The 25971-nt window shown below is 62.2% G+C and carries 18 protein-coding genes; 5 read left to right on the top strand and 13 right to left on the bottom strand.

Going from position 1 to position 25971, the window contains the following annotated elements; genetic code table 11:
• Positions 1–15 precede the first annotated feature (15 nt).
• The 6 genes from AC1DLT_RS19220 to AC1DLT_RS19195 all read right to left on the bottom strand — a co-directional run bounded on the left by AC1DLT_RS19220 (position 16) and on the right by AC1DLT_RS19195 (position 7959).
• A complete protein-coding gene (locus tag AC1DLT_RS19220) occupies positions 16–918 on the bottom strand; it encodes an RAD52 family DNA repair protein (RefSeq protein ID WP_477487795.1) in 903 nt (300 codons plus the stop codon).
• Complete coding sequence (locus tag AC1DLT_RS19215) at positions 915–2222, bottom strand: WcaI family glycosyltransferase (protein WP_477487794.1); 1308 nt, start codon at positions 2220–2222, stop codon at positions 915–917. Before AC1DLT_RS19215 ends, AC1DLT_RS19220 begins: the two co-directional genes overlap by 4 nt.
• A complete protein-coding gene (gene fcl, locus AC1DLT_RS19210; RefSeq protein WP_247137165.1) occupies positions 2222–3193 on the bottom strand; it encodes a GDP-L-fucose synthase in 972 nt (323 codons plus the stop codon). Before fcl ends, AC1DLT_RS19215 begins: the two co-directional genes overlap by 1 nt.
• The gene (gene gmd, locus AC1DLT_RS19205) at positions 3186–4292 is read right to left on the bottom strand and encodes a GDP-mannose 4,6-dehydratase (RefSeq protein ID WP_477487793.1); all 1107 of its coding nucleotides are present in this window, start codon (positions 4290–4292) and stop codon (positions 3186–3188) included. Before gmd ends, fcl begins: the two co-directional genes overlap by 8 nt.
• Positions 4293–4476: 184 nt before the next feature.
• Complete coding sequence (locus tag AC1DLT_RS19200) at positions 4477–6750, bottom strand: polysaccharide biosynthesis tyrosine autokinase (RefSeq protein ID WP_477487792.1); 2274 nt, start codon at positions 6748–6750, stop codon at positions 4477–4479.
• A gap of 138 nt (positions 6751–6888) precedes the next feature.
• A complete protein-coding gene (locus tag AC1DLT_RS19195) occupies positions 6889–7959 on the bottom strand; it encodes a polysaccharide biosynthesis/export family protein (RefSeq protein WP_477487791.1) in 1071 nt (356 codons plus the stop codon).
• A 445-nt stretch (positions 7960–8404) separates the two neighbouring features.
• Here AC1DLT_RS19195 and AC1DLT_RS19190 point away from each other — a divergent pair, with 445 nt between their 5' ends.
• Together AC1DLT_RS19190 and AC1DLT_RS19185 are read left to right on the top strand one after the other, a co-directional pair.
• A complete protein-coding gene (locus AC1DLT_RS19190) occupies positions 8405–9187 on the top strand; it encodes a metallophosphoesterase family protein (protein ID WP_477487790.1) in 783 nt (260 codons plus the stop codon).
• Between the two features lie 124 nt (positions 9188–9311).
• Entirely contained in the window at positions 9312–10160 is an 849-nt protein-coding gene (locus AC1DLT_RS19185; protein WP_477487789.1) for a DUF6030 family protein, read from the top strand.
• 4 nt (positions 10161–10164) lie between these two features.
• Here AC1DLT_RS19185 and AC1DLT_RS19180 read toward each other — a convergent pair whose 3' ends face one another.
• Together AC1DLT_RS19180 and AC1DLT_RS19175 are read right to left on the bottom strand one after the other, a co-directional pair.
• Positions 10165–13617: an AAA family ATPase gene (locus tag AC1DLT_RS19180; protein WP_477487788.1), complete on the bottom strand. Its 3453-nt coding sequence runs from the start codon at positions 13615–13617 to the stop codon at positions 10165–10167.
• Positions 13618–13620: 3 nt separating this feature from the next.
• On the bottom strand, positions 13621–14856 hold the full coding sequence (locus AC1DLT_RS19175; protein ID WP_477487787.1) for a metallophosphoesterase family protein: 1236 nt from the start codon (positions 14854–14856) through the stop codon (positions 13621–13623).
• Positions 14857–14971: 115 nt separating this feature from the next.
• On the opposite strand from AC1DLT_RS19175, the gene AC1DLT_RS19170 reads away from it, so the two are divergent.
• On the top strand, positions 14972–15958 hold the full coding sequence (locus tag AC1DLT_RS19170; protein ID WP_477487786.1) for an aldo/keto reductase: 987 nt from the start codon (positions 14972–14974) through the stop codon (positions 15956–15958).
• Between the two features lie 167 nt (positions 15959–16125).
• On the opposite strand, the gene hupB is transcribed toward AC1DLT_RS19170, so the two are convergent.
• The 4 genes from hupB to clpP form a co-directional block, all read right to left on the bottom strand.
• A complete protein-coding gene (hupB, locus tag AC1DLT_RS19165; RefSeq protein ID WP_007753405.1) occupies positions 16126–16401 on the bottom strand; it encodes a DNA-binding protein HupB in 276 nt (91 codons plus the stop codon).
• A 200-nt stretch (positions 16402–16601) separates the two neighbouring features.
• Complete coding sequence (gene lon, locus AC1DLT_RS19160; protein ID WP_038541944.1) at positions 16602–19019, bottom strand: endopeptidase La; 2418 nt, start codon at positions 19017–19019, stop codon at positions 16602–16604.
• 408 nt (positions 19020–19427) lie between these two features.
• Positions 19428–20705 (bottom strand): ATP-dependent Clp protease ATP-binding subunit ClpX, encoded by a 1278-nt coding sequence (gene clpX / locus AC1DLT_RS19155; protein WP_038541942.1) that lies wholly within the window; start codon positions 20703–20705, stop codon positions 19428–19430.
• A gap of 285 nt (positions 20706–20990) precedes the next feature.
• Positions 20991–21623, bottom strand: a complete 633-nt coding sequence (gene clpP / locus AC1DLT_RS19150) for an ATP-dependent Clp endopeptidase proteolytic subunit ClpP (protein ID WP_007753416.1) — start codon at positions 21621–21623, stop codon at positions 20991–20993.
• Between the two features lie 374 nt (positions 21624–21997).
• Here clpP and AC1DLT_RS19145 point away from each other — a divergent pair, with 374 nt between their 5' ends.
• On the top strand, positions 21998–23248 hold the full coding sequence (locus tag AC1DLT_RS19145) for a GGDEF domain-containing protein (protein WP_477487785.1): 1251 nt from the start codon (positions 21998–22000) through the stop codon (positions 23246–23248).
• Positions 23249–23316: 68 nt separating this feature from the next.
• Entirely contained in the window at positions 23317–25104 is a 1788-nt protein-coding gene (gene ggt, locus AC1DLT_RS19140; RefSeq protein ID WP_477487784.1) for a gamma-glutamyltransferase, read from the top strand.
• Here ggt and AC1DLT_RS19135 read toward each other — a convergent pair whose 3' ends face one another.
• Positions 25105–25926: a hypothetical protein gene (locus AC1DLT_RS19135; protein ID WP_477487783.1), complete on the bottom strand. Its 822-nt coding sequence runs from the start codon at positions 25924–25926 to the stop codon at positions 25105–25107.
• Positions 25927–25971: the final 45 nt, after the last annotated feature.

Below are 25971 nucleotides of genomic sequence, written 5' to 3'. Positions count from 1 at the left end.
AAACGCGACCTACGGCTACACGGTTGACCTTCTCAATAATTTTCGCGCGACGATGCGAACGTCCGTCGCACGGTCGGCAAGCATGTTTTCCAGGAAATCGATGAAACCAAGCGGCGCGGTTTCCTGGTCCGGGTTCATGAAATGTGAGGCGAAGGCGGGTTGCCTGCCGGGAAAGCGGATCGCCTTTGGCCAGAACAGCGGCGTGACCGGATGGAGGTATGAATGGGCGGGTGTCCATCCGAGCCATTTCAGGCGGAACCATTTTTGCGCATTCACCTGATGCGCATGTCCCCAGCTGGTGATCTTTTCCCACATCTCGGCATCGCTCATGACGTAGCCATAGTGGTAGCAGGGCGCATCGATGACGATGGCAGCAGCAGGGGTGGTCTTTCGGGCCGTATCGAAGCGAACGCCGCTTTTGCAGCGGATCGCGAACCCCGCGTTGACATCCCTGATCGAGCCATCGCGGGTGGTCAGCACCAGCTCGGGCGTTTTCCAGAAATTGTGCCATGGCGTCAGGATGCGGTCATGCCTGTGGTCCGCCGCCATGAATTTGAGCAGCGTTTCCCAGCCGCTATCCGGATAGAACTCGTCGGCATCCTGGATGACCAGCCAATCGAAACCTTCGCGGATTGCCCGGTCGAGGCAGTCGTTGCGGGTTTCTTCCTCGGTTTCGAAGTCGCTGCAGATCACCTCGATCTCGCAGCTCACGCCTTTTGCGCGGGCGGCGGCGATTGCCTCGTCCACCTTTTCCCTGGTTGTGGGGTTTGTCCTCGTGGCGCGGGAGCCGGGCAGATAGGCCCATGGACGCTCCGGAAAGACGATGAAGATCTTGTCGACGAAACGGCCACAGTTCTCGACAACGTGCGGCAGAAAACGATCGACGTTGTAGGCGAGGACGTGGCCGGCAACCTTCATGGATTGCCGCCGTCGATCAACTGCTTGATGGCGATAATGGCAGGCCGTTTCGAAAGGTTTTGGACCAGAACCGTCTGGACCTGCGGCTGCCATGCTTCCCRCTCCGACATCGCGCGAAAAATACAGGCGGCAAGGTTTTCCGCATCGTTGGGCGGAGTCAGATAAACGGCGCTCCCGACGAACTGCGCCAGCTCCGTGCCCTCGTCGGCGGTGACGAGGACAGGCTTTCCCGAGGCAAGCATGCCGCCGAGTTTCGACGGCAGCGTCAGATCGGCAGCGCTTCTGTCCTGCGGCAGCACGTGCAGATCCGGCATGTTGAGGAACGCGTTCAGCCGCGAATAGGGCTGGAAGGCCAGGAAACGGAGATTCTCAAGATGGCCGTAACGGTCCTGAAGTTCCGGCTTCTGCGGCCCCTCGCCGGAGATGACGAAATGAATGCGCCGCTCGTCTTTCAGACGCTCGGCCGCATCGAGCAGTACGTTCAGGCCCTGTTTGGCGCCGATACTGCCCGAATAAAGAACGACGAAATCCTCGTGGCCGAAACCGAGTTCAGCCCGGTAAGGGCTGACATCTTCCATCGGATGGAATTGCGCGAGATCCACCCAGTTGCGGACAACGGATACTTTGGCGGCCGGAACGTGCTTCAGGGCAAGGCCTTCGGCCATGCGGTTGGAAATGGTGACCAGCTGGTCGAACCGGCCGAGCACGCTGCGCTCGAAGGCATGGCCAAGCCTCTTCAGCCAGGTCCTGGAACTCAGATGCCCGACGGCGAATGCCGCATCCACTTCCATGTCATGGACGTGGAGCACCGTGCGGGCGCCGACCAATTTGGCGGCAAGCTGTGCCGCGGGCGCGGCAAACAGCGTCGGCTCGACGCAGAACACCGTGATCGGGCGATGCCGCAGGATCTGCCATACAACCAGAGGCGCCGAGGTGAGCGCGAAGGAGAGCGGCGCCAGGAGCCGCCAGATACCTCTCATCTTTCGACGCAGCAGCAACGGCGACCGAAGCACCTTGATGCGTCCTTCGATGCCTGAAGAATAGCGGTTCCGATATCCGGCCTGGACCGACCAGCCGGGATAATGCGGCGGGGTGGTCACCACCGTGACGTCCATGCCCTCGGCGGCGAGATATTCGGCGATTTCGCCGGTATATTTGCCGACGCCGGCCGTTTCCGGCGCGTAGTTCATCGCATAGACGACCACGCTTTTGCGTGGCGATGTGGCAGCTGCCGTGGCCAGCCCCGGTGCGGCGTCGAACGATCGTTCGCATTCGTCGCTGAGGGGGTGGGCGGCTGCTGTCATCAGGCAGCATCTCCGCGTTTGCGCTCAAGATATTCGCCCTTGAGGAAGGCTTGGTAGGCATCGGTTATGCCTTGCTCCAGCCCGATCCTCGGCGACCAGCCGAGCGCCCGCAGCTTGGCCGCGCTCATCAACTTGCGCGGCGTGCCGTCGGGTTTGGTGAGATCATGAGAAATACTCCCCTGGAAACCGACGACCTTGGACACCAGTTCGGCGAGCTCCAGGATGGTTACGTCCTCGCCGGAGCCGACATTGACATGGGTCTCGGCCGAATAGGTCTTCATCAGATGAACGCAGGCGTCGGCGCAATCGTCGACATGCAGGAATTCGCGGCGCGGCGTGCCGGTGCCCCACACGGTGATGTCCGGAAGGCGGCCGGTCTTCGCCTCGTGCGCCTTGCGGATCAGCGCCGGCATGACATGGCTGGATTTCAGGTCGAAATTATCGCCGGGGCCGTAAAGGTTGGTGGGCATCGCCGAGATGAAGTCGCTGCCATGCTGCTTGCGATAGGCCTGGCAGAGCTTGATGCCGGCGATCTTGGCGATCGCGTACCATTCGTTGGTCGGCTCCAGCGAGCCGGTCAAAAGCGACTCCTCGACGATCGGCTGGTCGGCGAATTTCGGATAGATGCAAGACGAGCCGAGGAACATCAGCTTTTCGACGCCGACCTTGTGGGCGGCCTCAATGATGTTCGCCTCGAGGATGAGGTTGTCGTAGAGGAAATCGGCCGGATAGGTGTCGTTGGCGAGGATGCCGCCCACCTTGGCGGCCGCCAGGAACACTGCGTCCGGGCGGTTCTTCTCCATCCAGGCCTCGACCTCCGCCTGGCGCGTCAGATCGGCATCGCCGCGCGACGCCGTCAGGATCTCGCAGCCCTCCGAGGCCAGACGGCGAACGATTGCCGAGCCGACCATGCCGCGATGTCCCGCGACATAGACCTTTTTCCCCGCAAGGCTGTAGATCGTCTCAGGCATGAGAGAGGCCCTTGTTGCCGCCCGCGGTCGGCACGTTGCGGGCCATCACCTTCAGGTCTTCCCGGACCATTTCGGCGATCAGCTGGTCGAGATTGGTCTCGTGCTTCCAGCCGAGCTTCCGATGCGCCTTGGTAGGGTCGCCGATCAGAAGGTCGACTTCCGTCGGGCGGAAATAGCGGGGGTCGATCGCCACGACGCATTCGCCGGATGTCGTGTCGTAGCCCTTCTCCTCGACGCCCTCGCCGCGCCACTCGATCGGCATGCCGACCTTGGCGAAGGATTTTTCGACAAAGGAGCGCACCGTGTGGGTCTCGCCGGTTGCCAGAACGTAGTCGTCCGGTTCGTCCTGCTGCGTCATCAGCCACATGCCGCGCACATATTCACGGGCATGACCCCAGTCGCGCTTGGCGTCGAGATTGCCGAGAAAGAGGCGTTCCTGAAGGCCGAGATGGATGGCAGCCGCCGCACGGGTGATCTTGCGGGTGACGAAGGTCTCGCCGCGGATCGGGCTTTCGTGGTTGAACAGGATGCCGTTCGAGGCATGCAGGCCGTAGGCCTCGCGATAATTCACGACGATCCAGTAGGCGTAGAGCTTGGCGACTGCGTAGGGCGAGCGCGGATAGAAGGGCGTCGTTTCGCTCTGCGGCACTTCCTGCACCTTGCCATAGAGCTCCGAGGTCGAGGCCTGGTAGAAGCGGGTCTTCTTGGAGAGGCCGAGGAGACGGATCGCTTCGAGCAGGCGCAGCGTGCCGGTGCCGTCGGCATTGGCGGTATATTCCGGCGTCTCGAAGGAGACCTGCACGTGGCTCTGGGCGGCCAGATTGTAGATTTCGTCCGGCTGGGCTTCCTGCACGACGCGGATGAGGTTGGTCGAATCCGTCATGTCGCCGAAATGCAGGATGAAGCGCGGGTCGGCCACATGTGGGTCTTCGTAAAGATGCTCAATGCGGTTGGTGTTGAACGAGGAAGAGCGCCGCTTGATGCCGTGCACCGTATAGCCCTTGGACAGCAGCAGTTCCGCAAGGTAAGCGCCGTCCTGGCCCGTTACCCCGGTGATCAATGCTACCTTGCCGTTGCTCTTCACAATTCCAGTCATCATATCCCCCTAACGGAACCCGTCAGTCTTTAAGTGAAACGTGCACGTCTATCCGCGCAATGTGCCAGTCGCAAGCACTGAGAACACCATTGTGATGTCCCCCGGAATGCGGCGAATCCGAGACATACAGTGATTCGTAGCATCCTGGGCTTATGCCAAACATTGCAGTGAAACGCTTCAGAAAAGATCATCGGCTGTCGTCAGGCTTCTCCCTTGTCGTTTTGATCCTGGTTGGGGTGCCGATGGAAACCGGCGTCGGGTCAGGATGCGTTTCATGGTAGTACTGCGTGTAACGCGATGCATAATAGTCCGGCGAACCGTATCCCTCATAAAGCTTCATCCTGGCGGCATCGACCTTGTTGAGGATCACGCCGAGGCAACGGCCGGCGATCTGAGGCTCGGCATCCAAGGTTTCTTTGACGGCTTTTCGCGATGTCTCGCCCCATTCGACGACCATGATGAAGCCGTCGACACGCGGGGCGATGGCCCTCGCATCGACGACGGGACCGAGCGGCGGCAGGTCAAGGATGATGTAGTCGAACTCACCGACCATCTGCGCCAGCAGCCTGGTCATCGCAGCCGACGCCAGCAGCTCGGATGAATGCGGTATCCGCCGCCGGACGACTGCCGGAAGGAATTTCAGGCCGGTGACCGGGTCGGCCAGCATCGCAGAGGCCGGCGCATGGCCCTCCAGCAGAATTTCGAGCAGCCCCTCTTCCGCATGCTGGCCAAGCGCCCGCGTCGCGCCCGGATTGCGCAGGTCCGCATCGATCAGCAGAACCCTCGCGCTCCCGGCTAGCGCTTGGGCGAAATTCATGGCGATCGTCGATTTACCCTCGCCCGGCAGCATCGAAACGATGCCGATGATCTTGTGGGGCCCGTCGATATGGACGTCTGCCGCGATCCGGGCGCTGCGCAACGTTTCGGCAAAGGCAGAGGACGGATGCTCGGTCGCGAAACCGGACAGCTCGTTTTTCCTGTAGATTTCTCCCTTCACCGGCTCGATCGACGGTCTCAAGCCGGTCTGCGGCTGCACCAGTGGTACCGAGCCCAGATATTCGAGGCCGAGAATATCCCTCACCTGTTCACCGGTGCGGAAGAACCGATCCCGGAACTCACGGAATGCCCCGAGAACTCCGCCGACGCCAAAGCCGAGCGCCAGACAGAGCGCCAGTACCAGCGATAACCGCGGTTCGCTGGCACCTGCCGGCGGCACGGCACGGGAAATGATACGCGCTTCCGTGACGGGGAACGACTGCTGCTGCACGGCCTCCTGATATCGCTGCAGAAAAGTCTGGTAAAGGTTCCGATAGGTTTCGGCGGCCCGTTCGAGCTCCCGCAACTGCACCTGCGTTTCACCGGCGGTGACGCTGATATCGGTGGCGTTGCTAACGCCGAGGGTGATCTGGCGCTCGCGGGATTGCGCGACTTCAAGCTCGCTTTGATAGCTCCCGGCGATCCGCCTGAGCTCGTCGAACATCTGCCGGTCGTATTCCGCCATCTCCTGGCGAAGGCGGGTGGCCTGGGCATGGCCCTGCCCCAGCCGCCTCGATATCTCGGCTTCCCGCTTCGACGATTCCAGGTATTTTTCGCGCAGGGAACTGATCACCGAACTGTCCAGCGCGTCGGTGACGATCGCCTCACTTTGACCCCGCGCGATGATCGCCTCGATGCGGTCGAAGCGTGCCTGTGCTCTGGCTGTATCCGCCCGTGCCACGATCAGCGCGCTGTTCAGCTCGGTGAGCTGCTGATCGGAGACGAGCTTGTCATTGGCGGTGACGAGGCCGTTTTCGGCGCGAAACCGCTGGACTGCCAGATCCGATTCCAGCGAGCGCTGCCGCAGTTCCTCGATGCGCTCCTGCAACCAGTTGCCCGCCCGCCGTGTGGCATCGTATTTGGCATCCAACTTGTCGGTCAGATAGGCATCCGCAATCGCGCCGGCGACCGCTGCGGCAAGGCGCGGCGATGTGGCCGTGAACGTGATTTCGAGGACATAGGAACGCCCGACGCGCGAAACCTTCATATTGCCGAGAAGGTTGGCGAGCGCCCAGCGGCGTTGCGCCTCGATCTGATCGGGCCGAACCTCGCCACCGCGCAGCCATCGCCTAATATCGAGTATCGAGCGTATGTCGGATACTGCCGCGAGCAGCAGGCTTCGGCGGCCCGCCATAAATTCCGGATCATCCGCCAGTTTCAGCTTGTCGACCGCCGACAGGCCTATCGTCTCGGAACGCAGCAGTTCGACCTGGCTGAGGACCGACGCCTCATCGTCAAGAACCCCGCCGATCGTCGACAATTGCTCGACGACCTGTCGGTTGCCGCGGTCGATCAGCACGCTCGTCCTGGCGGTATATCGAGGTACGGCTGTCAACATGTAACCGATGCCGAGCATAACGAACACCGCGACGCAGAGACCGGCCACTCGCCATTGCCGCCGGACGATGGCGATCAGACCATCCATGTCCAGTTCCGGGACCTCTTCCTCGCGGGGCTCCTGCCGGGGTCGAGTGAGAAAAACGGGCCGCTGGTTCATCGCATCAGCCGATCGATGTGCGCAGGCCACCAAACCAACTCGGAGCGGCCGCAGGCGGCCTGAATGTCAGTTGCGCCAGGCATCATGGCTGCTCGCAATATCCCGGGTCGAAGCGGTGACCGAATTGAGGATGCTGAGGAATTTGACCAGCTCGACCGCATCGGCAGTTGACACGTAGAGGACGTCCTTGTCCTGCATGGGAAATTGCTGGACGGCGAAGAACGCGGCCGGATCGCGCAGATTGGCGCGGAAGATCACCGGCACGTCCCGCACACTGAACCGGCTGACGTCGACGCCGATATTGCGCAGGAGATCACGCTCGACGAGGCGGTAGAGCAGGACCGATTGCGGTTCAGCCTTGTCGTCGAGCAACCCGCCGGCCTTAGCCAAAGCCTCCCCGAGCGACAGATTGGAATCGTCGAAATCGAAGCGTCCGCTTTCGCCGGTCAGGCCGAAGGCCAGGAAGGTCCGGCGATTGCGATCGACGAAGATCGTATCGCCTGGCTGCACATAGATATTCTCCTGCGGACGCTCGCTCAGCATCCGATAGGCAACGGTCATGCGGCGGCCTCGACGCTGGAGCGTCACCGTCGCCTCCTCCTTCGGGACACTCAAACCGCCTGCCTCGGAAATCACGTCGATGATGCGTTCGCCCGCCGGGCTGAGCTCGATCTTCCTCGCCTGCTTGACGTCGCCAAGGACCGACGCCCCCATCGAACGGCTCGCCACCGTCGAGATGACCACCTGGGGCTCGATGGCGCGATTGGCCAGTCGCTCGGCAATATCGAGCTGCACGGCATCGACCGGACGGCCAGCGGCCTTCACCTTGTTCGCGTATGGGACGCTCAATGTGCCGTCACGACCGATCGTCTGGTTCGGCAGGGTGATGTAATTGCCCGGACGGGCGCCGGCATCGGCGGGAATGAACAGGCCGCCGCTCTGCGCCTCGAAGACAGAGACCTGGACGACATCGCCAATACCGAGGGTGAGCGGCGGCGGGCCGCTGCTGCCAGAGCCGAAACCGGCGCTCAGGTTAGGACTGGTCGATTTCGGCAGATGGGCGAGGACGGACTGATTGATGTCGACGAGCGCATAGTCGATGCCGACCCTGTTGCCGGTGGCGGAGAAAGCCTTCACGGTTGCATTGGCTTCAACGGCGGACGGATCCGGACCGGACCTCGGGAGCCCCGTGCAGCCGGACAGAAACGCAACAGTAGCAAGCGTTAAAACAGCACCCAAGGAACTAAACATACGCACCGCCATACAACCCAAAGTATGGTATCGGTTTAGCCGATGAGCGAACCCAGTGATTCTAAGGGGTAAGCAGGCGGCGAATCAAAAATCCGCGTACTGTGGCGAATCAACCACATGGTTGGTTAATCGTCGGTTATCCACAAAATACACTCCCTTGCCGTGAACGCTGTCGACCGGCCTTGTCAGGTTCGGAATTGTCTCGCAGATGACGGCGACATTGCCGATACCCGCATCCAGAGGTCTGGGCTTCGGACATTGTTAACACTCCTTCGGGCATCCACTTCTCATTGTCGGCAGGATCTTCCATATCGGGCGGATGGCAGTAAGCATGCTAAAATTGACGGATTGGTTTTCAAGACGCCGGCCGGCCAGATCGATCAGGCCCCGCCGCCGGATCGATCTCGGTATCAACCCGCCCTCCTATCCGATCTATGCGATCGGCGACGTGCATGGCTGTATCGACGAACTTCGGGACGCCGAGGCCCGCATTGCCCATGACATGTCGGAGCACCGCCGTCCCGGAATGGTCATTCTGCTCGGTGACTATGTCGATCGCGGACCCGCGTCGAGCCACGTCCTCGAGCACCTGATCAGGCCCAGCGAACACGGTCTGAGGCGGATTGCGCTCTGCGGCAACCATGACGATACTTTCATGAGGTTCGTGGACGATCCGGAACGTTATTCCGAATGGCTGGGAATGGGTGGCGAACAGACGCTGCTATCCTACGGTTTGGACCCATACCAGTTCGGCGCGCGCGGCAAGAAGCGCGGCACCAGGTTCGGCGACCTGCTGATGGAAGCCGTGCCGGTGCCGCACAGGAAGTTCCTCGCCAATCTCCCGGTCAGCCTGACGATCGGCAAACTCGTCTTCGTCCATGCAGGCCTGAGGCCTGGGATACCGCTCAAACAGCAGACCGAGGAAGACATGCTCTGGATCCGGGACGCCTTTCTTGCGACCGGACCGCAGCTGCCGCTTCTCGTCATCCACGGACATACGCCGCAGCCGGAACCGGATTTCGGACCCGGCCGAATCGGCATCGATACGGGCGCCTACTACTCCGGCAGGATGACGGTCCTCAAAATCGACGGCGGCCGCTTCTCGTTCCTCTAAAGGTCCGGATATCGGGCGAGCTGACACCTCCAAACAGCAGAGGCTTGATCATTAAGCCGGAGAAGCGTGTTATGTCGGCGGCGGGGGGCCGAACGCCGGGCCATCCCCGATCGGAAGCGGAGCCATGCCGGAGGAGGGTAAGGCAGACAGACTGACACCAGCCGATCGGCGCCGCGGGCAGCGTTCGGCTGTTCTGGTTTTCGGCTTTTTCCTTGCGGTCGTGCTGGCCGCCCTCGCGACGACGGTGCTCACGGTCAACAATGGCCGGAACTACAAGCGGCTGGTCCGGCAATTCGCGTTGGAGCAATACCTTTTTCCCGTGCCACCGGCGCCACCCTTGCGGATCGACAGGCATAGATCGCTGCCACCGGCGGAACATTATCCACCCTGGCTCCTCAAGGCGGGCCTCGAGCGGATGGCGGTGTTCGAGAAGACCGAGGTGCTTTCCGCCGACGAACGCTGCGATCTGCTGCGGGACGACAGGGGCACGGCACCTACCTTCACCCGTTCGGGTCACGATTGGGAATGCCTGTTTTTCGAGGAATTCGGAAATGCGCCGGAACCGGCCGCGATGTTCATCCAGGTCCGCGGCACGGAGCCCGACATGGTCACCAGCTTTCGCATCAAGGTTAGCCTGACGGACCTGACCATGGAGCTTGCGGTGCTCAGTGAAGCCATTCGTGCCACCGAGCGGTTCGGCCTGCCGATGACGCCCGAAACCCGAAGTTATCTGATCGAGAAACTTGCGGGACGCACCGAGTTCAGCTCGATCGTCGAAAACTACCGGATGACGTTCAGCCGGGAGATCACCGATGCACGGCGCTATAATCTGCTGATCCTGCCGCGCCGACAGACGGCCGGCTGTGGCGAACGCCCATCGGCCCCGCCGGACAGATGGGCCACGCCGACCTATCGCATGCCGGTCGGCTGCCTGGCGTTGCGCAGCCTGTCTCAGCCGCAATCCGCCTCCTAGGTGTTTAGGCTCGCTCCAGCTGGACGAGGTCCAGCCCGTCCCCCAGTTCGCGCCGCGCCGCCTCTACCAGGCTCATCTGGTGAGTAAAGAGCACCGTCTGGAATTTTTCGCCGGCCGCCGCGAGCGTCCGGATGCCCGCTGCGGTCCGCTCGTCGTCAAAGGTCTGGAAGATGTCGTCGAGGATCAGCGGCGCGGGCTCGTTGCGGCTGCAATAGTCCTCCAGGAAGGCGAGCCGCAACGCCAGATAGAGCTGGTCCCCGGTACCTTCGCTCAGGCCGGGAAGCCTCACCTGCTCGCCGGTACTGCGTTCGACCGCGAGCTGCAGCTCGTCGCGCTCGTCATAGACTTGGACAAGGCGCGAAAAACGGCCGCCGGTGAGATCGGCGAAGACCCGCCCTGCCCGCTGCATGACCGGATCGGCCTGGCGTTCGCGATAGGCTTCCATGGAGCTCGCCAGAAGGCCGGCGGCGAGCTTCAGCACCACCCAGCGCCGCGCCAGCTCCTTTGCCTCCACCTCGGCGGCGAGCTTCTGGAAGACGGCGCGCTCGGCGCCGATGCCGGTTTCCAGCTCCCGACGGCGGCGCTCGCTATCGGCCTGGGCAATGCCAAGCGCCTTCATCCGCTCGACCTGGCGGGCATCCTCGGCATCTAGGCGCTCGATTTCCAGGCCGGCGGCGATCCTGTCGAAGCCGACGAGCGCGGCGCGTGCCTCGTCCTCGCTTGCGCCATCCGCCTGTTCGGCAAAGCGGCTGCGGCATTGCGCGAGGCTCGCTTCCAGCCGGTTGCGTTCGCGAAGATCGCGGAGAAGGCCGTCGGCCTCTTCGATATGCTTGGATGCGGCGGTGGCAAGCCCGCGCAGGTCCGCCATAAGTCTTTCCGCGTCGGCTGCGTGCCGGGCCACCGCGAGCTCGGCGCGCTCCAGCGCTGTGGTGAGGGTGGCCCGCTGGTTTGCGGCGGTCTTTGCGTCGGTTGCGCGATCATTCAGCATGCCTGCCGCAACATCGGCAGGCAGCGAGACCAGATCCGGCGCCACCGCATTGGCAAGCGCCTTCACCTCCGCTTCGAAATCCTCCATGTCCCGCGCCATGCCCTTGACGCGGCGATCCCGGTTTTCGCGTTCGGAGAGGAGATCGGGAACGGTGCGCCAGACATCCAGCGCCGCGAGAGCCATGTCGACCGTCGCGTCTTCCGAGAGCCCCGCCAGGACCGCGGCATTGGAGAACGTCGAGCTCCAGCGTTCGATATCCCGGCGCAGACCGGTCTCGCGTTCCTCCAGCTTTTCCAAAGCCTCTTCGGCGGAATGGCGCTTGCCTTCCAGCGATCGGCTTTCGGTCCAGCGCTCGTTGAGTTCTCCGATCCGGCGTTCAAGCCCGCGGGCGAGAGCGGGCGGCGGCAGTGCGGATGCGGCAAGACCGATGGCATCCGCCAGCCCTAGCAGTGCCGGCTTGAGTTTTTCCTCCCTGAGACGCAGCGTCTCCAGCTCGTCGCGCGCCTCGTTCAGTGCACCCGACAGCAGGGAAAGGCCGTCGACGGCACGGCGCCATTCGATCATCCTCTCCGGCGTCGACGGTGCGACGGGTGCTGCATGGAAAAGGTCTTCGAATTCGGTGACCACGTCGGCGGCGGCAATGCCGCATTCCTTGGCAGTGATCTCGGCAGCGCCGATCGCCTGTTGCAGTTCCCGCTGCCGCAGGGTGAGCTGGGCGTGGAGCGACACACGCTCGGCATCGGCAAGCGCCGCGTCGGCGAGCCGGTCTGCGTCCTCCACGGCGATCTTCAGTTCGCTCAGTTTTTCGACAGATGGTTTTGTCCCCAGCGCCTCGATCTTTTCGTCGCGGCCGGCTCTTGCCGCCGCGATATCCTCGCGGGAGACAATCCGCCCCTGCCCTTCCAGGGCCGCGAGCTGGCCGGCGATCGCCCTGGCTTCGTCGCCGAGACCGGCGAGCTTCTGGGCAGCCTGGGCGCTCTCCGCTTTGGCCGCGTCAATCAGCCGGCGGTGATGGGTGAGCGTCGCGATATCCGGCAGCGGCACCGAGAGAAGACGGTCGATATCCCTGACCGGCGGGTCGAGGCGCGCGGCCGCGGCGGCAAGATCGCTTTCGGCACGGGCGACGCGCACCTGCAGCGTTTCGACGCTGGAGAGTTCGCTGACGTCGGGACGCAGCGCTGCGAGCTGTTCCGCCCACGGTTTCGGGTCGATCAACCGGCCGTCCGGTCCGTGGTCTCCGAGCCGCCGCAGGACATCCTGCGCGTCCTCGATCTGCTGGCGCAGCTGTTTCAGGCTGCGGTCGAGCTCATTACCCTCCTCGACAAGCTTGCGGAGGCGCACGAGATCGGCATCGGCCGGCTGGGCGCGCTGAAGCTCTTCGAATTTGCCGAAGCCGAGCCGGCGGGCCGACTGGACGATACGCTGGTCGAAATCGTCGACCTCGCCGCGCACCCGGGCGATATCTTCCCGCGCCTTGATATAGGCGCCCTTATCCGCATGGGCGGCCAGGATCTTGGGCGCCGCGGTGATCAGTGCCTCATCGACATGCACGGCGCTGATCTCGTCGCGCAGACGCGATACCTCGGCCTCCGCAGCCTTGAGCGCTTCGGCGTTCTTGTGCTCCGTCTCCAAAGCCGCGGCCAGGCGTTCCTCGAAGCCCGCCGGCAGCGCAGCCAGCGCTTCATATTGCGTGAGCAGTTCCCGCTCGCGGTCAATCTCCCGCAGCACCGGTTCCAGCCGCAGCAGTGTCCGCAAGCGATCGAGGGCGCGCTTGGTTTCCTGCCGCTCGGCCTGCACGGCGGCAAGATCGGCCTCGATCTCGGCCTGTTCGGCGAGCAGCTTCTTCCAGTCGCCCGATTTCAGCTCATTGTCGCGTTCGGCCTTGCGCGCCTCGTCATGGCTGTCGAGGACCTGATAGAACGCGCGATCCTTGGAGCGACGCGGCGCATAGATGCCGTCGGCTTCCGCATCGAGCGACTTGCGCAGGTCCGAAAGCCCGGTCAGGCCGGAGGCTGCGGAAAACAGCAGGCTGCCGATCTCGCCGCCGCTTTTCAGCATCGTCTCGCCACCGGCCCGCAGCGAGGCGGAATCGAGCCCGAAGGCGCGCTCGAACACATCGCGGGACAGGGTGCCGAGGAACGGCGCCAGGGCATCCTCCGCCAAGGCCTCTTCCGCCTCGTTGGCGGCGAGCAGCGTATTCTTGCGGCCACGGCGGCGTCTAAATTCGAGCGCCTGCCCATCGCGCGCGGTGATCGCGGCACCGACGCGAAGCGCGGTCGCGTCATGCAGGAAACTGTATTCGGCGGCAGTCGGAAAGCCGAACAGCAGGTCGGAGATCGCCGACAGCGCCGAGGACTTTCCGGCCTCGTTGGGTCCGTAGATCACGTGCAATCTGGCGTCCGGACGAAAGGTGAGCATCCGGTCCGTCAGTGCGCCGTAGCGCAGAATGTCGAGGCGGTTGAAACGCATGGATCAGCCAGCCCTCGCCGCACGCGAGAGCAGGAGATCGCGGGCCTCGGCCAGCAGCGCTTCGGCATCCTCGCCGAGCGCCAGGTCGCCGGCGCCGATGCCGCCCGGCAGGCGGGCGGTGATCTCGGCGATCTTGGTGTTGGCATCGGCGAGCAGTTCCGGGGCGAAGCCGCCCATCGGGATGAGGCCTTCGAGGCCGAGCATGTCGGTCGCGACGTGCGCCCCGTTGGTTGCCAGTTCCAGCCGCACTTCCAGCTTTTCGAGCCAGATATCCTGGTGGGAGCGGTGGCAGGCCGCCTGCACCTCATCGCGAAAATCCTCGGCGCGGGCCATGACTTCGTTGCGGAAGCGGCTTTTGCCCGTCAGGCGGATGCGCAGCGCCAGCGGCCGACCTTCCATCCGCTCGACGACATCTTCCAGCGCATTCTCGATGCGGCGCAGGATCGCCGGGATGTTGTCGTCCGGTTCGACCGCGACGACGAGTTCGGCAAAGCGGGCGCTGTCGGTGATGATCCGCTCATGGGTGATACGACCGTCCTCGACGGTCACCAACACCGCGCCCTTCGCCCCCTGCTCGCGGATCGAGCGGCCCTGGAGATTGCCGGGGAAGACCACCAGCGGATCTGCGGCGACGATCTCGAAATCATGCACATGGCCGAGCGCCCAATAGTCATAACCGCGCGAGCGCAGGTCCTCGACCGAACACGGCGCATAGGGCGCGTGCGGCTCGCGGCCGGTGAGCGAGGTATGCAGCACGCCGATATTGAACCAGCCCGCTTCCGGCTTCGGATAGGCCAGCGCCAGGTTATCGACCGCCGAGCGCTCGGCAAAACCCTGGCCGTGCAGCGCAACCTTCAAATGATCGAGCTTGAAGCTGCCCGGCTTGTTCACCGGGAACTCGCTGACATTCTTCGGCAGGGTAATCGTCTTGGTGATGACGCTTTCGGCGTCGTGATTGCCCTTCAGCAGGAAGACCGGAATGTCGGCGCGTTCCAGCCGCGCCACTTCGCGGTTGAAGAACAGGCCGATCTTGTTGTCCTTCCAGTCGCCGTCATAGACGTCGCCGGCGACGATGAAGAAGTCGACCTTGCGTTCGACCGCCTGGTCGACCAGGCCTGAAAACGCCCTGCGGCTCGCCTCGATGAACAATTCTGCGATCGCGGCATCCTTCAGCGCCAGCCCCTGGAAGGGACTGCCGAGATGCAGGTCGGCGGCGTGAATGAATCGGAAGGAGGTCATCGAATCGCTTGTTTTGATTGCCGGAGCTGATCAGGTGTTTTAGGCAAATGCCGGGCACGAAGGAAGCTCAGGGTTCCGCAGCCTGTGGATAGCCCAATCTTATTCGGAGGACATCATGAGAAACCACGCGTTCGGACGCACATCCTTCACCGTCAGCGAGATCGGTTTCGGCGCCTGGCAGATCGGCGGCTCCTGGGGCGACGTCAGCGAAACGGACGGGGCCAAGGCGCTGGAAGCGGCGCTCGATGCCGGCGTCACCTTCGTCGACACCGCCGACGTTTATGGCGATGGCCGTTCGGAAAAAATCATTGCCGGCGTCCTGAAATCGCACGGCGGCAATCGGCCGATGGTCGCCACCAAGGCCGGCCGTCGTCTCAGCCCGCATGTGGCCAACGGCTATACCAAGGCCAATCTCGAAGGCTTCATCGACCGCAGCCTCAAGAATCTCGAAATCGACAGCCTCGACCTCGTGCAGCTCCACTGCCCACCGACCGAAGTCCTCTATCGCCCGGAGGTTTTTGGCGCGCTCGACGATCTGCGCCGTGCCGGCAAGATCAGGAATTACGGGGTCAGCGTCGAGAAGGTCGAGGAAGCGCTGAAGGCGATCGAATATCCCGACGTCACCAGCATCCAGATCATCTACAACATCTTTCGCCAGCGCCCGGCGGACCTGTTCTTCAGGGAGGCCAAGCAGAAGAACGTCGCGGTCATCGTCCGCGTGCCGCTCGCAAGCGGGCTGCTGTCGGGCAAGATCACCCGCGATACGGCGTTCGCCAAGGACGACCATCGCAACTTCAACCGGCATGGCGATGCCTTCGATGTCGGCGAGACTTTTGCCGGCGTACCGTTCGAAGTTGGTCTCCAGGCGGTCGAGGAAGTCCGCAAGCTGGTGCCACGGGGAGCGTCGATGGCGGCTTTCGCGCTGAAATGGATCCTGATGAACGAGGCGGTCACCGTCATCATTCCCGGCGCCCGCAACGAGGCGCAGGCCAGGGGCAATGCTGCGGCGGCAGAGCTTGCCGCACTTTCGGCCGACGTGATGATGGCGACCAAGGAAATCTATGCACGACTGGTTGCTCCGCACGTGCATCAGCGCTGGTAGGAACGCCGAGCTGCCGTCACGCAGCATGCAGCCCCGTGACAACGGATGACAGTTTTCACATCCAGAATTGTGATTGGCAGCGATTTGCGACTCGTAAAAAAGGCCCGGGAAAAACCCGGGCCTTTTCAAAATATGAGACTGTAACAGGATGCCTCGAAGGCAGCGCGTTAGCTGTTGACTGCGTCCTTCAGGCCCTTGCCGGCCGAGAACTTCGGCACGTTACGTGCCGGGATGTCGACTTCGGCGCCGGTCGACGGATTACGACCCTTGGACGCTTCGCGACGGGAAACGGAGAAGCTGCCGAAACCGGCAAGACGGATATCGCCGCCCTTCTTCAGTTCAGCCTGTACGGTCTCAAAAACGGCGTCTACAGCGGATGCGGCATCAGCCTTAGAGAGGCCGGCCTTCTCGGCCACTGCGGATACCAACTCATTCTTATTCATGTTTCCACCCCTTTCAAACGGTTTTGGAACGACTCATGTAATCGGGGCAGACAATAGTCAGGCGCCCGCCCGTGGCAACCCAAAAGCTCCGCAATCGCCTGAAAAACAAGGGGTGCGCGTTATTTTTCACAAAAAAAGCCGGCGTTGTGCCGGCTTTTTTCATTGCTGGTGCCAATTTGGCATAACCAAAAGACTATCGATCAGTGCGCTATGGTTACGCCTGCGTCGTCCACACCTTCGACCGTGGTGATCAGCGGCGTTTCCACCGTGCCATCCCATTCGATCGCTTCCGGCTGACGGACGAGCGCGTGACGGATCACCTCGCCCATGCGGGAAACCGGAATGATCTCCATGTTGTTCTTCACGTTGTCCGGAATCTCGGCCAGATCCTTGGCGTTTTCTTCCGGGATCAGAACGGTCTTGATGTTGCCGCGAAGGGCGGCAAGCAGCTTTTCCTTGAGGCCGCCGATCGGCAGCACACGGCCGCGAAGGGTGATCTCACCCGTCATCGCCACGTCCTTGCGGACCGGGATGCCGGTCATGATCGAGACGATTGCGGTCGCCATGCCGACGCCGGCCGACGGTCCGTCCTTCGGGGTTGCCCCTTCCGGCACGTGAACGTGGATGTCCGACTTGTCGAAGCGCGGCGGTTCGATGCCGAAATCGATCGCACGCGAACGGACATAAGAAGCCGCCGCCGAGATCGATTCCTTCATCACTTCCTTGAGGTTGCCGGTGACCGTCATGCGGCCCTTGCCCGGCATCATCACGCCTTCGATCGTCAGCAGCTCGCCGCCGACTTCCGTCCAGGCGAGACCGGTGACCACGCCGACCTGATCCTCGCCCTCGGCTTCGCCGTGGCGGAACCGCGGAACGCCGAGGTAGTCGGAGATGTTGGCCGCGGTGATCGCAACCGACTTGGTCTTGCCCTTGATAATCTCGGTGACCGCCTTGCGGGCGAGTTTCATCAGTTCACGCTCATAGCTACGAACGCCGGCTTCCCGCGTGTACTGCTGGCTGATCGCCATCAGGGCATCGTCGGTGATCGAGAATTCGTTCGGCTGCAAGGCATGTTCCTTGATCGCCTTCGGCAGAAGGTGACGCTTGGCGATCTCGCGCTTTTCATCCTCGGTGTAACCGGCGATCCGGATGATTTCCATACGGTCCATCAGCGGTGCCGGGATGTTCAGCGTGTTCGCCGTGGTGATGAACATCACGTCGGACAGGTCATATTCGACTTCCAGGTAATGGTCCATGAAGGTCGAGTTCTGCGCCGGATCCAGCACTTCGAGCAGGGCCGAAGACGGGTCGCCGCGGAAATCCATGCCCATCTTGTCGATTTCGTCGAGCAGGAAGAGCGGGTTGGACTTCTTTGCCTTCTTCATCGACTGGATGACCTTGCCGGGCATCGAGCCGATATAGGTGCGGCGGTGACCGCGGATTTCGGCTTCGTCACGAACGCCGCCGAGAGCCATGCGCACGTATTCGCGGCCGGTCGCCTTGGCGATCGACTGGGCGAGCGAGGTCTTGCCGACGCCCGGAGGCCCGACGAGGCACAGGATCGGACCCTTGAGCTTGGTGGCGCGGGCCTGCACGGCGAGATATTCGATGATGCGTTCCTTGACCTTGTCGAGGCCGAAGTGATCGGCTTCGAGGATCTTCTCGGCATTGTTGAGGTCGACCTTGACCTTCGATTTCTTGGCCCACGGAATGCCGAGCAGCCAGTCGAGATAGTTGCGCACGACGGTGGCTTCCGCCGACATCGGGCTCATCTGCTTGAGCTTCTTCAGCTCGGCATCGGCCTTTTCCTTGGCTTCCTTGGACAGCTTGGTCTTGGCGATGCGCTCTTCCAGTTCGGCCATCTCGTCGCGGCCTTCTTCGCCGTCGCCGAGCTCCTTCTGGATCGCCTTCATCTGTTCGTTGAGGTAGTATTCGCGCTGGGTCTTCTCCATCTGGCGTTTTACACGCGAGCGGATGCGCTTTTCCACCTGCAGGACGGAGATCTCGCCTTCCATGAAGCCGAGCGCCTTTTCGAGGCGCAGCTTGACGGAAACCGTTTCCAGCATTTCCTGCTTTTCGGTGATCTTGATCGACAGATGCGAGGCAACCGTATCGGCCAGCTTCGAATAGTCTTCGATCTGGCTTGCGGCGCCCACCACTTCCGGCGAGATCTTCTTGTTGAGCTTCACGTAGTTTTCGAACTCGGAAACCACGGAACGCGACAAGGCTTCGACCTCGACCGCATCTTCGTCGGGTTCCGCAAGAACACTCGCCGTCGCTTCGTAGAATTCCTCACGGTCGGTATAGCCGTCGATCTTGGCGCGCGAACGGCCTTCGACCAGAACCTTGACGGTGCCGTCGGGCAGCTTCAGGAGCTGCAGCACGTTGGCGACGGTGCCGACCTTGTAGATTGCCGAGGGTTCGGGATCGTCGTCGCCGGCGTTGATCTGGGTGACCAGCATGATCTGCTTGTCGGAACCCATCACCTCTTCGAGCGCGCGAATAGACTTCTCCCGTCCGACGAACAAAGGCACGATCATATGCGGAAAGACCACAATGTCGCGCAGCGGCAGCACCGGATAGGTTTCGCTACCAGTCGCAGACGTTGAATTCGTCATTTCATTTCCTTTCCATCGTCCCGTTTCCGGGATACGTCCCGGGGCAAATCACCCGGGCATTTCACTCTCGCCCAAAGTGGAGTTTTAGAAATTTGATTTCAAGCCTTGCAGGCCGCCGTCGCTTAACGAATGTGACAGGGGCATTACAAAGCGTGTACACATAAACGCCACGCGGAACGCCAAAGGACACGGGACGCGACCACCGGACCTGCCAACCTGAGATCACACCCAAACGAAGCAACCGGAGCGTCGATGATCTTCCCGCACAGTCTCTAATGCAAGGCGAATATGGTGCAATTCTTCGCGAGGCAAAAATGGTGGAAAAATCAAAAAAAGCAAGGCTGTTCGCCGACATAAAAAAGAGGCCCCGATAGGGCCTCTTCAAGCTCAGGAACGGAACGGCCCGCTTCAAGCCGAAACGTTCGCCTTTTCATCCTGCCGGTCGGCATAGATGTAGAGCGGCCGGGCGTTTCCACGCACGACGTCGTCCGAGATGACCACTTCGCGCACGCCTTCGAGAGTCGGCAGTTCGAACATGGTGTCGAGAAGGATCTTCTCCATGATCGAGCGCAGGCCGCGGGCGCCGGTCTTGCGGGTGATCGCCCGCTTGGCAATCTCGCGCAGCGCATCCTCGTGGAAGGTCAGATCGACGTCTTCCATCTCGAACAGGCGCTGGTACTGCTTGATCAGCGCGTTCTTCGGTTCCGACAGGATCTGGATCAGAGCATCCTCGTCGAGGTCTTCGAGGGTTGCCAGAACCGGCAGACGGCCGATGAATTCCGGAATGAGGCCGAACTTCACCAGATCTTCCGGCTCCAGTTCGCGCAGCACTTCGCCGACGCGACGGTCATCCGCCGACTTGACGGAGGCACCGAAGCCGATCGAGGTCTTTTCGCCGCGAGCCGAGATGATCTTGTCGAGACCCGCGAAGGCGCCGCCGCAGATGAAGAGGATGTTCGTCGTGTCGACCTGCAGGAATTCCTGCTGCGGGTGCTTGCGGCCGCCCTGCGGCGGTACCGAGGCAACCGTGCCTTCCATGATCTTCAGAAGCGCCTGCTGCACGCCCTCGCCCGACACATCGCGGGTGATCGACGGGTTGTCGGACTTGCGGGAGATCTTGTCGACTTCGTCGATATAGACGATGCCGCGCTGGGCGCGTTCGACATTGTAGTCCGCAGACTGCAGGAGCTTCAGGATGATGTTTTCGACGTCCTCGCCGACATAACCGGCTTCGGTCAGCGTCGTGGCGTCCGCCATCGTGAAGGGAACGTCGATGATGCGGGCGAGGGTCTGGGCAAGATAGGTCTTGCCGCAGCCGGTCGGGCCGACCAGCATGATGTTCGACTTCGCAAGCTCGACATCGCCGCCCTTGGAGGCATGCGCGAGGCGCTTGTAATGGTTATGCACCGCGACCGACAGGATACGCTTGGCCTGCTTCTGGCCGATGACATATTCGTCGAGGACCTTGATGATGTCCTGAGGCGTGGGCACGCCGTCGCGGGACTTGACCATCGAGGTCTTGTTCTCTTCGCGGATGATGTCCATGCACAGTTCGACGCATTCATCGCAGATGAATACGGTCGGTCCGGCGATCAGCTTCCGGACTTCGTGCTGGCTCTTTCCGCAGAAAGAGCAATATAGGGTATTCTTGGAGTCGCCGCCGTTGCTGCCGCTGACTTTGCTCATATCACTTTCCTTCCAGCACTCCGCACTCACGTCAAAACGGGCGCGGTCCACTCTACCGCTTGCCGGCGCGCGCCCGACGGGCCTTGCGCGCCTGCCTTGCCTTAAGGGTACTCTACCGATCCTGCGTACATCATGCCGGATCAGCGGCAACGAAACCCCTAAGAAACGAATGCTATGTCATAAAAGTTCAACACAGCATTAATAAGTACTAATAGCGCTTTCCGTGCGACTTGAAACCCCTTTTTGCTCACATCGGGGTGAGGTGCACGGGTCGCGCCATCAGACTCAGTCTCCGGAGCCACCTTCCATTTCCTGACGCGATGTCAGGATCTTGTCGATGACGCCCCAATCCTGGGCTTCGTCGGCCGTCATGAAATGGTCGCGGTCGAGGGTCTTTTCGACTTCCTCCAACGTGCGGCCCGTATGCTTCACGTAGACCTCGTTAAGACGTCTTTTCATCTTCAATATGTCACGGGCATGGCGCTCGATATCGGACGCCTGGCCCTGGAAGCCGCCGGAGGGCTGGTGCACCATGATGCGCGAGTTCGGGGTTGCAAAGCGCATCCCCTTTTCGCCGGCGCAGAGGAGCAGCGAGCCCATGGAGGCGGCCTGGCCGATGCAGAGCGTCGAAACCGCCGGCTTGATGAACTGCATCGTGTCATAGATCGCCATGCCGGCGGTCACGACGCCGCCGGGCGAATTGATGTAGAGGGCGATTTCCTTCTTCGGGTTTTCCGCTTCGAGGAAGAGAAGCTGGGCGCAGATCAGCGACGCCATATAGTCTTCGACGGGACCCGTCAGGAAGATGATGCGCTCTTTCAGAAGACGCGAATAGATGTCGTAAGAGCGCTCACCGCGATTGGTCTGTTCGACGACCATCGGCACCAAGGCCATTGCGGTATCAACTGGATTTCTCATGTCCGTCCTTTGTCAAGCTTCTCTTGATCCCTGGCCGAAGGCAAAAAGGCGCTCCGGAATCAAATGGAATGGGTCATCCCTACATAGAGTGTCAACGCCCGGTACTTCAAGACGGAGCATCCGATATCCTTAACTGCCCGGGGATGCGCGAGGCTGACCGCTATTACGATTCCTGCCGGGCGACAGCCTGCGGACGCCCCATTTCGCCCGATGGCACAGGTTTTTGCGCGATCAGGGTAAAGCGGGCGTGAATTTCGTCTCGAAATCTCGCCGCAACCGGGTTTGAGCCCAGGGTTTTCCAGAATCCGTGCAACTTCGTCTTAAAGACTGCGTGTCATGTTGGGCGCGCTCGACATCGAGCATTGGAGTTTGGGGTGGACATTTTAACGGGCCTGATGATCTGGGCGGCGGAGGCACTGACGCTTGCAGCCCTCCTGTGCTCACGCTGGTACTACGAGCGGGACCGCTTCTACCTGAGTTGGGGCGGCGGGTTTGCGCTGCACGGGATCGGCGTCATCCTGGTGGCACTGCGCGGCGACATCCCCGATTTCATCTCCATCCAGATCGCCAATACGCTGGTGCTCTCCGGCGTCGGCCTGTGGATTGCCGGTTTCCTGCAGTTCGACCGAAAGCCCGTGGGAGCCTATATCGCCATCCCGGCGCTTCTGTGGGTGGCTGGAATGTTCCTCTATCCGGTGCGCGAGAACTTCGCCAACCGGGTGGCTCTCCACAACGTCGCGACCATGGTCGGTCATGCGATCATGATCTATATCCTGCTCAGGAACAACGGCGCGTCGAAGATGACGCGGCGGGTGCTTGCGGCCTTCCTTGCCGTACAACTTTGCGCGAACGGCGTGGTAGCGGTTCTGGTGATCGCCGGTGAGGCGAAATCCATTGGCATGTCGCCGCACTCCGCCTGGCTGCTCTTCCCGGCGGCAGTCTGTTTAATTGCCATCATCATGACCGGCACGAAACTGCTGACCGAGCGCTCGGAAGAGAAACTCAAGACACTTGCCGTCACCGACCCCTTGACCGGGGTTCTCAACCGGCGCGGCCTGATCGACCAGTTCCATGCCCTGAGAAAACTCGAGGACGATGAGAAACCGCTGATCGCGTTCCTGCATTTCGACCTCGACAACTTCAAGCAGATCAACGACCGTTGCGGCCATCAGGCGGGCGATTCGGTGCTGGTCGCCTTTTCACAAGTCGGCCAGACGTCGATGCGCGGCCGCGGTTTTTTCGGCCGCATGGGCGGCGAGGAATTCGCCTCCATCCTGCGCGTCGGCGACATGATCGAGGCCGCCAGCATCGCCGAGGCGATCCGCCTGACGCTCAAACGCCAGACCATCGTCGCCGGCGAGCACAATATCACCGTCACCGTCAGCGCCGGCATCGCGCTTGCGGGCGCCGGAACCGCCGACCTCGATCTTCTGCTCAGCGCCGCGGACCGGGCACTTTACACAGCCAAGGACAGCGGCCGCGACCGCACCGCGATCGATACCGGCACCGACGCCTCGATCGTTCCGGCCGTCGACCGGCAGGGTGAGGACGAGGCCCCGACGGATGTGCGCGCGAGCCGGCAAGTCGCAGCTCTGAAACGCCTCGCTTCGCTCGGCAAGCGCTGACATCCTCTTGTTCTCGTCATCCTGAAACCCACATTCCTCCGCAGGGATTCAAACGCGGAGGGCGCGCCATGCGGGCGAGATTTTTCGGGACAAGTTTCTTCACCGGCATCCTTCTTTCCTCGGCGCTTTCCGCCTTGATGCTTTCGGCCGGAACAACGCTGGCGCAGCAGGCGTCCGATACGGTTGCGCCGGAGCGGGCGACCGGGTTCACCTCGGCCAAGCGTGTCGAGACCAAGAACTTCATGGTCGCCGCCGCCAATCCGCTGGCAGCGGAGGCTGGGCGCGACGTAATTGCCAAGGGTGGCAATGCGATCGACGCTCTGGTCGCGGTCCAAACCGTGCTCGGCCTTGTCGAGCCGCAGAGTTCCGGCCTCGGCGGCGGCTCGTTCCTCGTCTATTACGATGCGGCCGCCAACAGGCTCACCACGTTCGACGGCCGCGAGACGGCACCGATGGAGGCTACGCCGAAACTCTTCCTCGATGCCCAGGGCCAGCCGTTGAAATTCATGGACGCGGTGGTTGGCGGCCGATCGGTCGGCACGCCCGGCACGGTGCGCCTGCTTTCCGAAGTCCATAAGCGCTACGGCAAGGCCGACTGGGCGAGCCTGTTCGAACGGGCGGAGAAGCTCGCCGCAAGCGGTTTCCAGGTCTCGCCCCGCATGGCTTCGCTGATCGCCGCCGAAGGCGACCGGCTGAAGAAATACGACGGTCCCCGCGGCTACTTCTACGACGCTTCAGGCGCGCCACTGAAGGCCGGCACGGTGCTCAAGAACCCAGCCTATGCCGAGACGCTGAAGGCGATCGCGGCCGGCGGCGCGGATGCCTTCTACGAAGGGCCGATCGCCGAGGCGATCGTCAAGACGGTACGCGAAGCACCGGGCAATCCCGGCGTCCTGTCGCTCGCCGATCTCGCCAATTACCGTGTCAAGGAACGCGAGCCGGTCTGCGCCACCTACCGGGCGCTCGACATCTGCGGCATGGGCCCCCCCTCCTCCGGTGCGGTCGCCATCGGTCAGATGCTCGGGCTGATCGAAAATTTCGACATCAAGGCACTCGGGGCCCAGAACGCCGAAAGCTGGCGGATCATCGGCGATGCGCAGCGCCTCGCCTTTGCCGACCGCGAACGGTATCTGGCCGATCCGGATTTCCGGCCCTTGCCGATCAAGGGCCTGCTGAAGAAGGACTATCTCGGCAAGCGCGCCTCGCTGCTTGACGGCACCAAGGCTCTTAGCGCGGACCAGGTGAAGGCCGGCGAGCCGGAATGGGACCATGCGCTGCTGTTCGGCCGCGATGCCGCGATCGAGCTGCCCTCCACCAGCCATTTCGTCATCGTCGACAGAGAGGGTAACGTCGTGTCGATGACCACGACGATCGAAAGCGGGTTCGGCTCGCGGCTGATGACGAACGGCTTCCTGCTCAACAACGAGCTCACCGATTTCTCCTTCAAGACCCATGACGGCAGCCTGCCCGTCGCCAACCGTGTCGAGCCGGGCAAGCGGCCGCGTTCCTCCATGGCGCCGACGATCGTGATGAAGGACGGCAAACCGCTGCTGGCGGTCGGTTCGCCGGGCGGCAGCCAGATCATCGGTTACGTCGCCCAGGCGCTGATCGCCTATATCGACTGGGGCATGCCGGTGGAGCAGATCGTCGCCCAGCCGCATTTCATCAATCGTTTCGGGCCTTACGAGATCGAGGCAGGCACCGGGGCCGAAAAGTTCGCCGAACCGTTGAAGGCGCTCGGTTACGAGGTGAAACCGGGCGAGATGAATTCCGGACTGCATGCGATCGAGATCACCGCGAACGGTCTCGTGGGCAGCGCCGACCCGCGCCGCGAGGGCGTAGCGGTCGGCGAATGATCAATCGGCGCCGTAGACGAGCGCCGTCTTTGTCCTGCCTTTCGGATCGACGAACGGCGAACCGCTGAGCACGGCCATCGCCGTCCAGGCGTTGCGGACGACCCTGGCACCCGCAACGCCGTCGTCGACGGGGGAAACGAAAGCTGAATTCGGCGGCAATCGGCTCCAGCGCTTGTCTTCCTTCCACCACAAGATCAACGCGCACTCGGCCTCAACCTTTTTCGAGAGGTTCAGCCAGCCATCCTCGAAGACGTGCTCGATCACGTTCAGGCCCGAAACGGTCTGAACCTTTTCCTTCAGCGGCGGCAGCGACGCGCCGTCGAGTTTCTCGAAAGGGGCGAGGCAATCGCCAACGGTCAGGAGTTTCTTTCGGGGGCCGAACCCGGCCTCGACGGAGCGGCTGAAAAGCGCCCAGAAGCCCGGCATTCCGGATCGCGAAACCGCCTTGACATCCTCTTCGAACTTGCCGCGTCCGCGCCCTTCCCGCAACCGGAACGCCTGCGCCCCGGCGAGCAGACGGTCCCCTTGGCGGAATTTCAGCGTTGCATCCCAGTCGCCCTTGGCGGCGACCGGCCGTCGCATCCGGAAAACGAGATCCGACCGTTCGTAGAGGGCCTTCTCCGGCGTATCGAGGAAAAACACGTTTCGCTGCTTGTCCGGCTCCAGCAGATCGAGTTTGCCGCTTGCGCCGATCCCGGCTTCGCCGAGCCGATTGACCGTGTCCGTCCAGAAATCCGCGGCCTTCGAACCGCAGGCTGCTTCGTCGCCGGCAAACTCATGCGCGTGCAGCGTCAGCTTGTATTCGCGAGACGATAGTTTCAATTTATCTCTCCCCAAGGCCCAAACTTACCGTGCATGGCGAACATG

The organism is Neorhizobium sp. 05N33 (assembly GCF_056397445.1).
The sequence above is the reverse complement of the archived record's forward strand: the minus strand, read 5'-3'. Positions and strand labels throughout refer to the sequence as shown.